The following is a 14,821-nucleotide window of genomic DNA, read 5'->3' on the forward strand; positions in this document are numbered from 1 at the left end:
AGCCACGCGCGGTCAGCTGTGGCGGCCCCGACGGCGCCGGGCGACCACCGTGAACAGCACGCCGAGGCCCAGGGCGGCGGCACCGAGAGCGGCCGGCAGCAGACCGGGCCCACCGGTGTGCGGCAGCTCGCCGCCGCCCCGGTCCGGGGACGGCCGCTGCGGATCCTGCGATGGCGCGCCGGGCTCACCCGTGCTCGGGGGCTCGCTCGACGACGGGCCGTTCGAGGGGCCGTCCGACGGACCGCCGGTGGGGCCGCCCGACGGCGAGGTCGAGTCCGTCGGTGCCGGCGAACCGGTGGGCGTACTCGTGGGCGAACCCGTGGGGGACGGCGAGTTCGTCGGAGTCGGCGACGAGGTCGGCGTCGGCGAACCCGTCGGAGTCGACGTAGGCGTCGAAGTCGGGGTCGCAGTCGGAGTAGGCGTAGGCGTCGGCGTCGGCGTCGGCTCGTCCGCCGGCACCAGCCCCAGGTCCAGGCTCAGGTCCCGGGCCCCGCCCGACAGCCGTACGGTCTGGGTGGTCCCGGTGGCCGGGTCGGCGTCCGAGTCCCGCGCCGGGTCCTTCCCCGCGTGCCGCGTGGTGGCCCTGGCGCCCGCCGGAGCGGTCGTCAGGTCGAAGCGCACCGCGTACTCCCCGTCCGGCAGCTTGTCGAACAGGTAGTTCCCGTCCGCGTCCGTCACCGTGGTGACCGGCTTGCCCAGCTTGTCCCGGACCGGCTGTCCGGTCCCGTCCAGCAGCTCGACCCGGACGCCGGGGACCCCGTTCTCGCCGGGGTCCTGGACGCCGTTGCCGTCGCGGTCGGCCCAGACGTGATCGCCGAGCGCGTTGTCCGGCGGCGCGGGTGCCTGGACGCCGACACCGACCTTGGCGGGCTCGGCCGGCAGCAGCGGGCTGCCGGTGGAGTCGGTGGCGGTGTAGGCGAAGCTGTTCCACGCGAAGTCGGCGTTGCCGGCGTCCACCGAGGCGACCATCGGCCAGGTCAGGGTGAACAGTCCGCCGGACGGCAGGGTGCCCGGCCGGCTGACCTTGAACCAGGTGGTGTTGCCCGGCCCGGGGAAGTCGGTGCTCCACTTCGCGTTCGCGTCGCACGGCCCGGGCACGGTGATCGGCCCGGTCGGGCAGGGGTTCGGCGAGGTGGTGTACTCGATCGCCACGGTCGGGTCGCTGGACGTCAGCGGCCGGGTGAGCGAGGGCGTCCAGGCGGAGCCGCGCGGGACGTCCGGGCGCAGCAGGTAGGAGTCGCCGGGGGTGGGCAGCTTGTCGTACGCGACGAAGTCGGTGACCGGGTCCGGCGAGTCGTTGCGGACGGTCAGCCGGTAGGAGAGGCCGCCGCCGGGCGTGGTGGTGCCGGTGGTGGCGTAGTCCTGGTCGAGGTCGCCCTTGACCTCCTTGAAGGAGCGCAGCACGGCCGGGACCTGCACCTCGACCCGGGAGGAGGCGTGGCACATGGTCTCGGTGGTGTTGCCGTCGCCGTCGAGGTCGTGGGTGTCCGGGACACCGCTGTCGGTGCCGAAGTAGGAGCAGGCGACGGGTTCCCCGGCGCCCTCGGTGGTGACGTACGCGTCGTTGGTGAGGGTCCCGGGCCTGGCGCTGCCGGCCACCTGGACGTCGATCAGGGTGCGGTAGGCCCGGTGGTCGTTGAGGTACGTCATGTCGGGCGCGCCGGCCGGCCAGGTCAGCTTGAGCAGTTGGCGGCCGTCCGGTCCGGGCAGCACCTGGACGGAGCTCGGGGCGACGGACTCCGGGTAGCCGGGGTCGCGCCGGGCGCTGCCGTCCTGGTAGACGAGGCCGGGCGGCAGCAGGTCGTACATCACCAGCGGGGTGCCCAGGGTGCGGCCGGTGCGGTTGTACGGGGTGAGCTGGAAGGTCGCGATGCCGCCGGGGGCGAGGACCTCGCCGGAGACGGTGGTCTTGGCGGCGCCCAGGTTGGTGGCGGCGGAGACGGTGGTGTCGGCGCAGGCGTTCGCCGAGGCGGTGGCGCCGGCCGCGTCGGTGCCGGTCACGTCCACGCAGTTGTGCAGCGGGCCGGGGGCGGTGCGGCCGTCGTGGCCGGGGGTGACCACCTGGGAGAGCACCTGGACGGCGTTGCCGGGGCTCCAGCCGGTGGGGACGGGGCCGTTCCACTCGAAGCGCAGCCCGTCGAGCCGGCGGCCGGCCGGGAGGCCGAGCACGTCGTTCGCCGGGTTCCCGGCGCCTTCGGCGAAGGTGATCCGGCGGCTGCCCGAACCGTCGAACGGCTTGCCGGGGGTGAAGGTCCGCCAGGTCGGGTCGCCGTCGAGCCGGTACTGGAGGGTGAGGCCGATGGTGGCGGGGTTCCAGGCCTCCAGCTGGATGGACTGGGGGATCAGCCAGTTGTAGAGGCCGGTGGTGGTGCCGCCGCCCGGGTCGGTCATCACCAGGCGGGTGACGGGGCCGGCGGTGTTGACGGCGTGGAGGCTGAAGGAGGCGATGTCGCCGGAGACCACCTGGTCCTGCCAGACCTTGGAGGCGGTGACCTGGATGCCGGTGGTCGGCGGCTGGAAGACCGGGGACACGGCGGTGGCGTCGGACAGGTCGCGCATGCCCTCGGGGCCGAGCGGGTCGCCCTGCAGGACCACCGAGTTGGTGGAGGTGGTGCCGCTGGGGAACGCCGGGTCGGGGTAGTTGACGACCAGGACGCCGGGGTTGCGGCAGCCGGCCTGGCCGTTGCCGGCCCGGAAGGCGCCGATGTCGAACACCCAGCGGTCGGGGTTGCCCGGGTCCTGGGTCCAGCCGGGCGAGCGGCCGGTGTCGACGACGGCGCCGGGCGGCAGGGTGTCGACCAGCCGGCTCGCGTCCAGGTCGACGTTGGGGACGCCGCTGGTGGAGCAGGCGCTGAACTGGTAGGTGACCGAGCGGCCGTCCTGACTGCTGGTCTGGACTCCCTTGGTGACCTTGTAGTCGGGCTGGACGACGGCGCCGGTGGTGGCGGAGCCGGACTGCTCGGGCTCGCCGTCGGCGGTCAGGGTGGCCGAGTTGACGGCCTTGGTGCCGTTGGGGGTGGTGAAGTTGGGGAACCTGAGGACGACCTTGACGGTCGCGGTGGTCCCCGGGGTGAGGGTGAGGAGCCTGATGTCGAGGGTGCCGCCGACGGTGCCGGCCGCCGGGACGGTCGAGCCCGCGACGTCGACGGTGCTCGCGTCCGGGGTCCAGCCGACGAACTCCATCCCGGCCGGGAGGGTGTCGGTGATCCGGCCGTTGGCGCAGTCGGTGACGGAGCAGGTGTAGCGCAGGGTGTAGGTGACGTTCTCGCCGGGCGCCGCCGTCGGCTTGTCCACCGTCTTGGTGAAGCCGACGGCCGCCTGGGCGGTCGGGACGGTGAGGGTGCCGGTGAGCAGCGTGCCCGCGAAGAGGCCCAGGGCGGTGGCCATCCGGCCCGCCTTGGACGAGGGTGAGGGTATTGATCGGAGCGTCCGCATCCTGGAATCTCACCCTCTGTTAATCCGAATGGAGGTACGGCGCGAGAGTAAATGAGGATTATTCACCCGATTGGAGCAATTCTGAACGCATCCGAGGGGCATCTGTGAGCCACCTGAGGGCCATACGGGGGCAATCCGGACGGAGCGGCGCCACCCAGTGGTGACGGACCGTGATCAGCCCGTCGAAGCCGAACCGGCCGGCGCCGTGGAGGAGCGCAGCACCAGCGAGGTCGCCAGCGGCGCGACCGGCGCCACCCGCTCCCCGCGCAGCAGGGCCGCCAGCGCGGCCGCGCCCGCCCGGCCCAGCTCCTCGCCCGGCAGGTCGACGGTGGTCAGCGGCGGGGCGAGCAGCGCGGCCACCGCGACGTTGTCCATGCCGACCACCGACAGGTCCTCCGGCACCCGCAGCCCCAGCTCCGCGGCGGCCTGGTAGACCCCGGAGGCGACCACGTCGTCGTCACAGAGCACCGCGCGCGGCCGGTCCGCCCGCTCCAGCAGCCGGCCCGCGACGGCCCGCGCGGCCCGATGTCCGTCGTTCAGACTCACGCCCAACTCCACCACGTCCAGGCCGAGTTCACGGACGGCCTGCTCGAAGGCGGCCTGCCGGACCCGGAAGGTGTACGCGGAGTGGCTGGAGCGCAGCCGGCCGATCCTGCGGTGGCCGAGCGCGACCAGGTGCTCGACCGCGGCGCGCATCCCGCCGGCCACGTCGAGTTCGACGGTCGGACGCGCCCGGTCGGTGCCGGGGTCGGCGTCCAGGAAGACGGCGGGGGTGTCGGCGGGCAGCTCGCCGAGCTGGCTGTCGTCCGGGGAGCAGATCAGCAGGCCGTCGAAGCGGCCCGCGGTGGCGGCCTCGGCGAGGGTGGCGCTGCCCCAGCCGGAGCTGACCACGACGGCCAGGCCGTTGCGGCCGGCCTCCTCGTGGACGCCTTCCAGCACCCGGCCGAAGAACGGGCCCTGGAGGTTCGGCACGGCCAGCAGGATCATCCCGCTGCGGCCGAGCCGCAGCTGCCGGCCGGCCGCCTGCGGGCGGTACCCGAGGCTGCGGGCGGCCTCCCGGACCCGCTCCCGGGTCGCCTCGGAGACCCGTCGGCCGGCCTCGGCGCCGGAGAAGACCAGGGAGACGGTGGCCTGGGAGACCCCGGCGAGCCGGGCCACGTCCCGGCCGGTGGGCCGGCGGACGGGGGCCGGCCAGGTGCCGAGCGCCGCCTCGACGGACGGCTGCCCGGCGGACGGCGGCTCGGCGGAAGGCGGCTCGGACGGCTCGACGGACGGCGGCTCGACGGACGGCGGCTCGGCGGAAGGCGGCTCGGACGGCACGGAGTCTCGGGTGGCGGGCACGGCGGCTGCGCTCGCGGGCGGGGCCGGGGTCAGCTCTGGCCGGCGGTGGCCGCGCGGGCGGCGTCGTCGGCGGCGTCCTCCTCGGCGTTCTGCGCGGCGATCCGCTCGGCGGTACGGCTGCGCATCCCGGAGACCTTGCCGCTGATCTGCTCGGACATCGCGTCGCGCTGCCTGCCCAGCAGCGCGTAGCTGAGCGGCGCGGAGGCGAGCGCGGCCAGCAGGAAGAGGAAGATCATGCCGGCCTCACCGCTGACCGGGATGACCTGGAAGTGCCCGAGCAGCAGGGCCACCAGCAGGCAGCCGAGGAAGATGCTGACCCGCATGGAGGTGTAGCGGAGCGTGGCGTGCGACTTCTCCGGGCCGTTGCTGGTCACTCGACACATCCTTCTTCGTTGCGCTGGGGCCGGTCCTCCAGTCAAGCATGCCTGACAGCCGGAACGGGGCACGGGGCACCCGGTCCGGCCCGGACGGCCCGACCGGGGCCGGTGTCAGCGCAGGTCGAGCCACATGGTGATGTCGTCCCGGTCGTCCCCGGGGGCGACCCGGATCGCGGCCGGCACCCGGCCGACCTCCCGGTAGCCGCTGCGGGCGTAGAACCGCTCCAGCCCCTGGCCCCCGCGCGCGGTGAGCCGCAGCGACTCCAGGCCCCACTCCCGGGCCACCCGCTCGGCCTCGGCGAGCAGCCGGGCGCCGTGGCCGAGGCCCTGGAAGTCGGGGTGCACCATGACCCGCTTGAGCATCCGCCAGTGCTCCATGAGGTCGAAGCGCATCGACTCGAAGAACAGCACGCCGACCAGCCGACCCGTCCCGCTCTCGTGGGCGACCAGCAGCCGGTCCGGACCGTCCGGCGCGATCCCGGCGAACTGGTGGTCGGCGGTGTCCCAGACCTCCTCCTCGGTGACCGGCGCCACGAAGCCGACCGCCCCGCCGGCGTTGGTGACGTCGACCCACAGCCGGACGATGTCCGTCCGCAGGTCCGGGTCGGGCTTCGGGTCCAGGGTGAAGGTCAGGGCGGCCATGGACCGGAGCCTAGACCTCCGGTACGACAGCCCCGCCGGGGGCACCGACCGTCACCGGAGCCCGCCGGGAGCACCGGCCGTCACGGCAGCGCCGGCACCGCCCGGTCGGTCCGCCCGGTGCGCAGCGCCAGGCAGAGCCCGACCGCGACCGCGCACAGCCCGCCGGCCCCGTACCAGGTGAGGTCGTAGTTGCCGAGCGCGTCGCGGGCCAGGCCGGCCAGTCCGGCGACGACGGCCGCGCCGATCTGGTGGGCGGCGAGCACCCAGCCGAAGACGATCGGGGCGTCCCCGCCGAAGTGCCGGCGGCACAGCGCGACGGTCGGCGGCACGGTGGCCACCCAGTCCAGCCCGTAGAAGATCACGAAGGCGAGGATCGGCGGCTGGAGCGTGCCGGCCATCAGCTGCGGCAGCAGGAGCAGGGACAGGCCGCGCAGCCCGTAGTAGACGGTGAGCAGCAGCCGGGAGTCGACCCGGTCGGTGAACCAGCCGCTGGCCACGGTGCCGACCACGTCGAAGACGCCGATCAGGGCGAGCAGGCTCGCGGCGGTGGTGACCGGCATGCCGTGGTCGTGCGCGGCCGGGATGAAGTGGGTGCCGACCAGGCCGGCGGTGGTGGCGCCGCAGATCGCGAAGGAGCCGGCCAGCAGCCAGAACGCCCGGGTGCGGGCGGCGTCCCGGAGCACCTTCAGCGAGCGGGTCAGGGCGCGGCCCTCGGTCACCGGCGCGGGCGGGGCCTCGGTCGCGCCGTACGGGAGCAGGCCGACGTCGGCGGGCCGCTCGCGCATCAGCAGCAGGACCGGGACGGCGACGGCGCTGGCGGCGAGCGAGACCACGACCACGGCCGAGCGCCAGCCGTGCTGCTCGACCAGCCAGGCGCCGACCGGCAGGAAGACCAGGTTCCCGGCGGCCCCGGCGGCGGTCAGCACCCCGGTGACCAGGCCCTGCCTGGCCTGGAACCAGCGGCCGGTGATGGTGGTGGCGAAGGCGCCGGCCATCGAGCCGCTGCCGAGGCCGACCAGCACGCCCCAGCAGAGCACCAGTTGCCAGGGCTCGCGCATCAGCATGGTCAGCCCGGCGCCGACCGAGATGGTCAGCAGCGCGCAGACCACCACCAGGCGCACCCCGAAACGGTCCATCAGGGCGGCGGCGAACGGGGCGGTGAGGCCGTAGAGCGTCAGGTTGACGGAGGTGGCGCTGGAGATCGTCCCGAGCGACCAGCCGAACTCGTTGTGCAGGGCGTCCATCATCAGGCTCGGCGTGGAGCGGAAGCCGGCCGAGCCGAGCAGGACGAGCAGGGAGACGGCGGCCACCACCCAGGCGTAGTGCACCCGGGGGCGCTTGGCCGGGGCGGGCGGTCCGGAGCGGGAGGCGGGGGCGAGGACACGGCGTTCGGTCACGCGAACGAGTGTTCCGGGCCGCCCGGCGCCGGACGAGTGGCCTGAATGACAGCTTTCGCAAGAATCGGGCCAAGGTCCGACGTAGGCTGGCCCGGACCCACCGACATCCGAGGGGACGGCATGGCACACCTGGTCGCGGTACTCGCCCTGGAGGGCGTGATCGCCTTCGAACTCGGCATCCCCGCCCGCATCTTCGGCGGCGCCAAGGACCCGGCCGGGCGGCCGCTGTACGAGGTGGCCACCTGCACCCTGGACGGGCGGCCGGTCGCCACCAGCGCCGACTTCCGGATCGTCGTCGACCACGGGCCCGAACTGCTGGAGCGGGCCGACACCGTGGTGATCCCGGCCTCCGCCGACTCCAGCCCGGCCGTCGCCGACACCTGCTTCACCCCGGCACTGGCCGCCGCGCTGGCCCGGATCCGGCCCGGCACCCGGCTGATGTCGATCTGCACCGGCTCCTTCGTGCTCGCCGCCGCCGGCCTGCTGGACGGCCGCCCGGCCACCACCCACTGGCGCTACACCGAGCGCTTCGCCCAGCTGTTCCCCCGGGTGCGGCTGGATCCCGACGTGCTCTACACCGACGACGGCGACGTCCTCACCTCCGGCGGGGTGGCCGCCGGGGTGGACCTCTGCCTGCACGTGGTGCGCCGCGACCACGGCAGCGCGGTGGCCAACGCGGTGGCCCGCAACTGCCTGGTACCGCCGTGGCGCGAGGGCGGCCAGAAGCAGTACGTGGAGGCCCCGAGCCCGGTGGACCCCGGCGACAGCGGCACCGCCGCGGTGCGCGCCTGGGCGCTGGAGCACCTGGACCGGCCGCTGGTGCTGCGGCAGCTCGCCGACCGGGCGGGGATGAGCGTACGGACCTTCACCCGGCGCTTCCGGGAGGAGACCGGGGCCAGCCCCGGCCAGTGGATCACCACCCAGCGCACCGAGCGGGCCCGCCAGTTGCTGGAGCGGACCGACCTGACGATCGACCAGGTCGCCCGGGAGTCCGGCTTCGGCACCGCCGCCTCGCTGCGGCTCCAGCTGCGCGGCCGGCTCGACGTCGCGCCGAGCGCCTACCGGCGCACCTTCCGTGCCCTCCCCGAAAGCAGCGCCCTTCCCGAAAGCAGCGCCCTCCCCGAGAGCGGCACCGGCCACGAGAGCGGCACCGGCCATCAGAGCCCCGCCGTCGCCGAAAGTCCTGTCCGGCGGGCTTCCTGAGCGAAGTCTGGGAACGGACCGACCGGTGGCCGGATCCCGTCGCACGGGGGCGACGCATTGGATGGCGGCAGGCCGAGCGCACTGCGAGCACGGCACGGCAGGCCGCCATCCAACCGCGGCGCGCGAGCCCTGAGTCCGCGCCACACCCTCCGCACTCGCCAAGGAGCGGCCCGTGGCCGACCGTCCGCGATCCCCCCTGCTGGCACGAATCCCCTGGACAGCAGCACCGCGACGGTGGACGAACGTCCCCTCGGCGTCCCCTCGCAACGGAGCGCCGCACCCAAGAGTGATCAGTCGGATACGTCACGTCAATGGGTAGTCCGAAATTCGGAATGGTTGCGTCACCTTTCGGCCGGTGATCAGCACCGGTGATCGGCACCCGCGGACGGCCGCCGCGAAAGCCGCTATTGCGCCAAAGCCGCCCAGTCCACGTCGGCCAGCGGCTCGGTCGGCCGGGCGTCACTGCCGATCTCGCACCAGACCCGCTTGCCCGAGCCGTCCGGGTACCAGCCCCAGCGCTCGCAGAGCAGCTCGACCAGCTCCAGGCCGCGCCCGTTGGTCGCGTCCTCGTCCGCGCCCGCGTGCCGCGGGGCCGGGGGGGCCTGGCTCGCGTCGGCGACCTCCACCCGCAGCGGGGCGGCCGGGCCGCCCTCCTGCGGGCCGTCGGCCACCGGCAGACAGAGCCGCAGCACGGCCGGACAGCCGGTGTGCACCACGGCGTTGGTCACCAGCTCCGAGACCACCAGCACCACCGTCTCGGCCATCGGCGCGTCCGGGTCCACCCCGTGGTTCAGCAGCCGCGAGCGCACCCACCGGCGGGCCCGACCGACCTCGGCGGGGTCAGCCTGCACCGCCAGCTGTACCTGAAGAACCTGCACCGCTCCACCACCCGCACTCGCAGTTCGGCTGAGTCCCGGTCGGGCCGGACCGGCCGGCGGGCCCGAGCCCGTCGCCCGGTGCCGCCCGAGCCGTGCCCGGGCGCCCGCGCGATCCGTTCGCCCGCGCCCGTTCGTCCGCGCCGTCTCGTCGGTCGGGCACCGGCCGCGACACGAATACGCCTCAGGATGGGCGGGGGGACGGAACGCAGCAAGCGCTTCGGGCATATTCCGGCGATCGGGCGACAGCGCGGTGCATACTGTCCCGCTCACGCTCGCGAGCCTCGTACCGGTGATCGTCCGACCCGGGCCGACCTGCCGGTCCCGCGGTCGGGAACCTACCGCCGCGCGCCCCGGGCGCCCCGCCCGCCACTCGCGAACCACCCGTGCGGCGCGTGTCCGACGGTGCTCGTACGGCGGCGCCGACGGACGCCCCCGCCGCCCCTGCCGTCACATCGACCGACCGTCGCACCATCCGACGGTCCGGTCCCGGAGGACGGCGGCCCGTCCCGGAGGACGACGGTCCGGCCCCGGGGTCGGCGGACCGGACCGGGGAGCACGTCCAGGAGGACGGCGATCCGTGGGGAACGGTTCCGTTCTTGCCGGAATCGCCCCCGGCACCGCCCGGCCGCGGGATACCGTTGGGTACGCCAGCGAACCCGTCAGGAGGGTGGTTCCCGATGGCCACCCCGGAGCGGACCCCGCGCTGGGACGAGCAGTTGCAGCGCCGCCTCGCCCGCGGCGAGGAGACGGCGCTCGGCGAACTCTACGACCAGCTCGCGCCGATGGTGCACGGCCTGGCCGGGCGGATACTGGCCGACCAGGCCGCCGCCACCCAGCTCACCCGGGAGGTCTTCGCCCACGTCTGGGAGCACCCCGAGGACTTCGACCCCGCCCGGGGATCGCTGCGCTCCTGGCTCGGCGCGCTGACCCACCACCGCGCGGTCGAACGGCTGCGGGCGCGGCGGGCCGCCGACCGCGGACCGGGCGCGGAGGCCGAGATCCGCGCCGTGGCCACCGCCGCGCGGATGCAGTACGTGGTCGACTCCCTGCCCCAACCCCTGCGTGAGACCATCGCGGTGACCTACTACGACGGTCGCACCTACCACGAGACGGCCCGGCTGCTCGGCATCAGCGAACAGGTCGCCAAGCAGCGGATGCGGCTCGGTCTGGAGCTGCTGGCCACCGAACTGGCCGAGGAGCGCGCCCGCCAGGACGGAGCCGGGGACGGAATCGGGCACGGGGACGGGGAGACGTGAGCAGCACTGAGGAGCAGCACGACGCCCTGCGCTCGCTGCTCGGCGCGTGGGCCCTCGGCGCCTGCCCGGCCCGCGAGGCGGCCGAGTTGGAGCAGCACCTGCGCGACTGCCGGGAGTGCGCCGAGGAGGCGGCCCGGCTGCGCGAGGCGGCCGGCTGGCTCTCCCTGGACGAGCCGCTGGACCAGCCCGGCTCGCTGCGCCAGCAGGTGCTCGACTGGTGCCTGGCCCGTCGGCCGGCCGAACTGCCCGTCCCCGTCTGGGGGATGCCGTACACGGCGGAGACCGCCAAGCTCGACGCGCTGCTGCGCGACCTCGGCCCGGAGGAGTGGCAGGAGGTGGCCGAACTGCCCTGGCACGGCGGCACCGAGTGGCTGCGCCCGGCCGAGGTGCTCGGCCATCTGACCGCGGTGGACGGCTTCCTGGCGCTGGCGCTCGGTCTGCCCGACCCGGTGCCGGCCGCCCCGGGCCTGCCCGCCGCGCGGATCGGGCGGCGGGTGCCGCCGCAGGAGCCGGCCGCCGGTCCGGCGGTGCCGCGCGTTCCGGCGCAGGGCGGTCCGTACGCCGCGATCACCGCGCGCACCGCCCGGCTGGTCGCCGACCAGCGCGGTCTGGCACCGCAGTCGGTGCGCTCCCGCTGGCGGCGGCAGGCCCACGACCTGGTGCGCGGGGCCGCGCTCCGGCCGCAGGGCAACACCCCGGTCGACTACGGCTTCACGGTGCTGCCGCTGCGCGACGCCTTCGTGGACCGCGCCTTCGAGTGCTTCGTGCACGGCGAGGACGTGGCCCGGGCGGTCGCCTACCCGTACGACCCGCCGGCGCCGCAGCACCTGCGGCAGATGGTGGAGCTGGTGGTCCGGCTGCTCCCCCGGGCGCTGGCCGGGCTGCGCGCGGCCCGCCCCGAGTTCGCCGGGGTGCCGGCCGCGCCGGTGGGCGGGGTCAAGGCGGCCCGGCGGGTGCGGCTGATGGTCGACGGCCCGGCGGGCGGCGAGTGGCTGGTCCCCCTCGACGGCGACGGCTTCCGCACCGACGGCTCCGACAGCACCGACGGCAGAGCCGGCAGAGACGGCACCGAGCCGGTGGCCTCGATGGTGCTGGACGGCCTGGAGCTGTGCCAGCTGGCCGCGGCGCACCGCGACCCGGACCGGCTGCCGGTCGGCACCCACGGCGACCGGGCCGCCGTCCGCGAGGTGCTGCACGCGCTCCCGCTGCTCTCCAGGCCGTAGCGGGCCCCAGGGCCCCGGCGCCGCGCCGCGCCTCAGGCGAAGACGACCGTCCGGGTCCCGTCCAGCAGCACCCGGTGCTCGCTGTGCCACTTCACCGCGCGGGCCAGCGCCTGGCACTCGACGTCCCGGCCGAGCGCGACCAGCTGGTCGGGGCTGACGTCGTGGGTGACCCGGGCGACCTCCTGCTCGATGATCGGGCCCTCGTCCAGGTCGGCGGTGACGTAGTGGGCGGTGGCGCCGATCAGCTTCACGCCGCGCGCGTGCGCCTGGTGGTACGGCTTGGCGCCCTTGAAGCTCGGCAGGAAGGAGTGGTGGATGTTGATCACGCGGCCGGACAGCGCGGTGCACAGCTGGTCGGAGAGCACCTGCATGTAGCGGGCCAGCACGACCAGTTCGACGTTCTCCTCGGCGACCAGGTCGAGCAGCCGCTGCTCGGCCTCGGCCTTGGTGTCCTTGGTGACCGGGATGTGGTGGAACGGGACCCCGTAGCTCTCGGTCAGGTCCTTCAGGTCGGTGTGGTTGGAGACCACCGCGGCGATCTCCACCGGCAGGGCGCCGATCCGGGTGCGGTAGAGCAGGTCGTTCAGGCAGTGCCCGAACTTGCTGACCATGAGCACGATCCGCATCCGCTGCTCGGTCGGGTGGATCTGCCAGTCCATGCCGAAGGAGGCGCCGATCGCGGCGAAGCTGGCCCGCAGCTTGTCGGCGGTGACCGGCTCGGGGGCGGAGAAGTGCACCCGCATGAAGAAGAGCCCGCTGTCGCCGTCCCCGAACTGTTGGCTGTCGATGATGTTGCAGCCGGTCATGAAGAGGTAGCTGGAGACAGCGTGGACGATGCCCTGCTTGTCGGGGCAGGACAGCGTGAGGACGTACTGGGCGCCGGCCGGCTGCTGCACTGGGGGTATCCCGTTCTAGGTCGTGACGTGCGTGGACGGTCCAGCGTGTCACATCCCGGACATGCGCCGTCCCGCTGCCCGTACTGCGGGACGGCTGCTGCCGCGGGGCGGCTGCTACTGCGGGACGGCGGCGCCCGGCGGTCAGACCCGGGTGAGGATGCGCAGCACGTCCAGCGACTTCGGCGGCGCGTCCGGGTCGTCCCCGTCGCCCACGGCCATCGCGACGTGCGCCTCGCGGGCGGCCCGGACGGTCTCCGGCCAGCCGGGGTGGCCGAGGTAGGCCGAGGCCGGCGCGTCCGCACCGACCTCGTGCAGCATCTGCACGGCCCGCAGCACCGCGACGTCCACCAGCGCGGCCTCGGCGGCGTCGCGGAAGATCGTCCCGACGTACTTCTCGGCCGACCAGTGGTCCAGCCAGGTGTCCTCGACCAGCCGGTAGACGGCGTCGGTCACGTCGCCGTACCCCTCCCGGCCGGTCAGCCAGGCCTCGTGCTGGAAACCGGGGTCGGACAGCATGTGCAGCGCCGAGCGCATTCGGGCTCGCCAGCGCCACCAGGGCAGGTCGTTGAGCGGCATGCCGCCCATCGTGCTGGAGCGGTGGCCCGGACGAGAAGGGTTTCGGGTGGACCGATACGAAGAATCTGTGCTGGCGGACATGGTGAACGATCGTACGTTCCCCGTCTGTTCGTGCTCCACTCGCGATCTACACGCGTACCGCCCCGGATTTCGGCGTCCGTTTGCCGTCCGTTCGCACTTCGGCCCTCTCGGCTTGCGGCGCCGGGGCTTGGCTTGCTCCGGTGCGCCGGAGGGCGCCCCAGAGAGGGAAAACCGATGACCAGCCGAAGGGACTCCTTCCAGGCCCGTCCCCCGATCGTGCGACGCCGCCGCCGACGCCCGATCGCAGCCGCCGCCACCGCCGCGGTCCTGCTCCCCACCCTCTTCTCGGCCTCCGCGTGCGGCGGATCGGCCGATGCTTCCACCAGTGGCAGCGACCTGACCGTGATGACCTGGGCCCCGGCGGGCACCGGCTCCGCCGACCGCCCGGGCATGACGGCGCTCGCCTCCGCCATCGGCCAGGACGTCAACACCAAGGGCGGACTGAACGGCCACCGGCTGCGCGTGATCACCTGCAACGAGCACAACACCGTGGACGGTGCCCGCGCCTGCGCCCAGCAGGCGGTGGACGCCAAGGCGGTCGCCGTGATCGGCTCGTACAGCCAGTGGGGCGAGGCGTTCATGCCGGTGCTGGAGCGCGCCGGCATCCCGCTGATCGGCGGCTACGGGCTCTCCCAGCCGGAGTTCGCCAGCCCGCTGTCCTACCCGGTGGACGGCGGCATGCCGGCGCTGATCGCGGGCAACGGCCGCCAGCTGGTGGACGCCGGCTGCAAGTCCGTCGCCCTGGTCCGCCCGGACACCCCGGCCGGCGACAACCTGCTCGGCTACCTGGGCACCGCGCTGCGGCCGGCCGGGATCCGGCTGACGGACGTCAAGGCGCCCGAGCAGTCCTCCGACTACACCCCGGTGGTCCGCAAGGCGATCGGCAAGGACGAGCCGGGCACCTGCGTCACCAGCGCCCTGGCCGCCGAGCCGACCGGCAACCTGCTGGACTCCTACCGGCGGCTGAACCCGAAGAACACCCGGATCGCCTCGATCATCGGCAGCGTCCAGCAGTCGGTGGTGGACTCCACCGGCGGCGACTCCGGCCCGCTCGGCGGCGCCTACGTCACCAGCTGGTACCCGCCGGAGTCGGCGAAGATCTGGGACGGGCTGCGCGCCGTGGTGCGCACCGACACCACCAACGGGCACCCGATCGACGTCTCCGACCCGGGCGTGCAGACCACCTGGGTCGCGTACGAGGTGTTCCGGACGGCGGTGCAGAAGCTGGCGGAGGCCGGCAAGCCGGTCTCCTCGAAGGCCGTCTCCTCGCTGCTGGACGGCGGCGAGGTCATCGACGTCGGGATCACCCCGCCGCTGAACTGGGGCACCACCAACATGCTGCCCAGCAGCGGGTCGCCGCGGCTGGTGAACACCTGGGTCACCTACCAGGTGGTCAGGAACGGCCGGATGACCCTGCAGCAGCCGGGCTTCGTGGACATCCGCTGGACGCTCACCGGAGGCCGTCCGCCGGCCTGACGCGCGCCACCCGGAGCGGAGCGGGGACGGGCCCTCGGGC

General features: G+C 74.3%; 12 protein-coding genes. 4 read left to right on the top strand and 8 right to left on the bottom strand.

The window, feature by feature from the left end; all coding sequences use genetic code 11:
• Positions 1 to 12 precede the first annotated feature (12 nt).
• The 5 genes from ACFVXH_RS36255 to ACFVXH_RS36275 form a co-directional block, all read right to left on the bottom strand.
• The gene (locus tag ACFVXH_RS36255) at positions 13 to 3,387 is read right to left on the bottom strand and encodes an SdrD B-like domain-containing protein (protein WP_387830395.1); all 3,375 of its coding nucleotides are present in this window, start codon (positions 3,385 to 3,387) and stop codon (positions 13 to 15) included.
• 222 nt (positions 3,388 to 3,609) lie between these two features.
• Positions 3,610 to 4,776, bottom strand: coding sequence for a LacI family DNA-binding transcriptional regulator (locus ACFVXH_RS36260; RefSeq protein ID WP_387830398.1), 1,167 nt, complete (start codon positions 4,774 to 4,776; stop codon positions 3,610 to 3,612).
• A 29-nt stretch (positions 4,777 to 4,805) separates the two neighbouring features.
• The gene (locus ACFVXH_RS36265) at positions 4,806 to 5,150 is read right to left on the bottom strand and encodes a DUF4229 domain-containing protein (protein WP_380718657.1); all 345 of its coding nucleotides are present in this window, start codon (positions 5,148 to 5,150) and stop codon (positions 4,806 to 4,808) included.
• A gap of 114 nt (positions 5,151 to 5,264) precedes the next feature.
• Positions 5,265 to 5,795: a GNAT family N-acetyltransferase gene (locus ACFVXH_RS36270; protein WP_074005508.1), complete on the bottom strand. Its 531-nt coding sequence runs from the start codon at positions 5,793 to 5,795 to the stop codon at positions 5,265 to 5,267.
• A gap of 80 nt (positions 5,796 to 5,875) precedes the next feature.
• The gene (locus tag ACFVXH_RS36275) at positions 5,876 to 7,192 is read right to left on the bottom strand and encodes an MFS transporter (protein WP_074005507.1); all 1,317 of its coding nucleotides are present in this window, start codon (positions 7,190 to 7,192) and stop codon (positions 5,876 to 5,878) included.
• Between the two features lie 120 nt (positions 7,193 to 7,312).
• Here ACFVXH_RS36275 and ACFVXH_RS36280 point away from each other — a divergent pair, with 120 nt between their 5' ends.
• Positions 7,313 to 8,395, top strand: coding sequence for a GlxA family transcriptional regulator (locus tag ACFVXH_RS36280; RefSeq protein ID WP_387830403.1), 1,083 nt, complete (start codon positions 7,313 to 7,315; stop codon positions 8,393 to 8,395).
• A 404-nt stretch (positions 8,396 to 8,799) separates the two neighbouring features.
• Here the strand turns inward: ACFVXH_RS36280 and ACFVXH_RS36285 are convergent, their stop codons facing one another.
• The gene (locus ACFVXH_RS36285; protein ID WP_049658191.1) at positions 8,800 to 9,273 is read right to left on the bottom strand and encodes an anti-sigma regulatory factor; all 474 of its coding nucleotides are present in this window, start codon (positions 9,271 to 9,273) and stop codon (positions 8,800 to 8,802) included.
• A 677-nt stretch (positions 9,274 to 9,950) separates the two neighbouring features.
• On the opposite strand from ACFVXH_RS36285, the gene ACFVXH_RS36290 reads away from it, so the two are divergent.
• The gene (locus tag ACFVXH_RS36290; RefSeq protein ID WP_074005505.1) at positions 9,951 to 10,529 is read left to right on the top strand and encodes an RNA polymerase sigma factor; all 579 of its coding nucleotides are present in this window, start codon (positions 9,951 to 9,953) and stop codon (positions 10,527 to 10,529) included.
• On the top strand, positions 10,526 to 11,752 hold the full coding sequence (locus tag ACFVXH_RS36295) for a zf-HC2 domain-containing protein (RefSeq protein ID WP_387830406.1): 1,227 nt from the start codon (positions 10,526 to 10,528) through the stop codon (positions 11,750 to 11,752). The genes ACFVXH_RS36290 and ACFVXH_RS36295 overlap by 4 nt, the downstream gene beginning before the upstream one ends.
• A gap of 32 nt (positions 11,753 to 11,784) precedes the next feature.
• Here the strand turns inward: ACFVXH_RS36295 and purU are convergent, their stop codons facing one another.
• Both purU and ACFVXH_RS36305 read right to left on the bottom strand, forming a co-directional pair.
• Positions 11,785 to 12,648, bottom strand: a complete 864-nt coding sequence (purU, locus tag ACFVXH_RS36300; RefSeq protein ID WP_181970649.1) for a formyltetrahydrofolate deformylase — start codon at positions 12,646 to 12,648, stop codon at positions 11,785 to 11,787.
• Between the two features lie 141 nt (positions 12,649 to 12,789).
• Positions 12,790 to 13,305 carry a hypothetical protein gene (locus ACFVXH_RS36305; protein ID WP_074005503.1) on the bottom strand — a complete coding sequence of 172 codons (516 nt, stop codon included), beginning with the start codon at positions 13,303 to 13,305 and terminating at the stop codon, positions 12,790 to 12,792.
• A 174-nt stretch (positions 13,306 to 13,479) separates the two neighbouring features.
• Between ACFVXH_RS36305 and ACFVXH_RS36310 the strand changes: the two genes are divergently transcribed.
• Positions 13,480 to 14,781, top strand: coding sequence for an ABC transporter substrate-binding protein (locus ACFVXH_RS36310; RefSeq protein WP_049649970.1), 1,302 nt, complete (start codon positions 13,480 to 13,482; stop codon positions 14,779 to 14,781).
• Positions 14,782 to 14,821: the final 40 nt, after the last annotated feature.

This window comes from Kitasatospora sp. NPDC058184, from assembly GCF_042883725.1.
Taxonomy (GTDB): Bacteria; Actinomycetota; Actinomycetes; order Streptomycetales; family Streptomycetaceae; genus Kitasatospora.

Coding starts and splice junctions, on each gene's coding strand:
- ACFVXH_RS36255 (WP_387830395.1), bottom strand. CDS start 3,387: ATGGCCACCGCCCTGGGCCTCTTCGCGGGCACGCTGCTCACCGGCACC.
- ACFVXH_RS36270 (WP_074005508.1), bottom strand. CDS start 5,795: ATGGCCGCCCTGACCTTCACCCTGGACCCGAAGCCCGACCCGGACCTG.
- ACFVXH_RS36280 (WP_387830403.1), top strand. CDS start 7,313: ATGGCACACCTGGTCGCGGTACTCGCCCTGGAGGGCGTGATCGCCTTC.
- ACFVXH_RS36290 (WP_074005505.1), top strand. CDS start 9,951: ATGGCCACCCCGGAGCGGACCCCGCGCTGGGACGAGCAGTTGCAGCGC.
- ACFVXH_RS36305 (WP_074005503.1), bottom strand. CDS start 13,305: ATGTCCGCCAGCACAGATTCTTCGTATCGGTCCACCCGAAACCCTTCT.
- ACFVXH_RS36310 (WP_049649970.1), top strand. CDS start 13,480: ATGACCAGCCGAAGGGACTCCTTCCAGGCCCGTCCCCCGATCGTGCGA.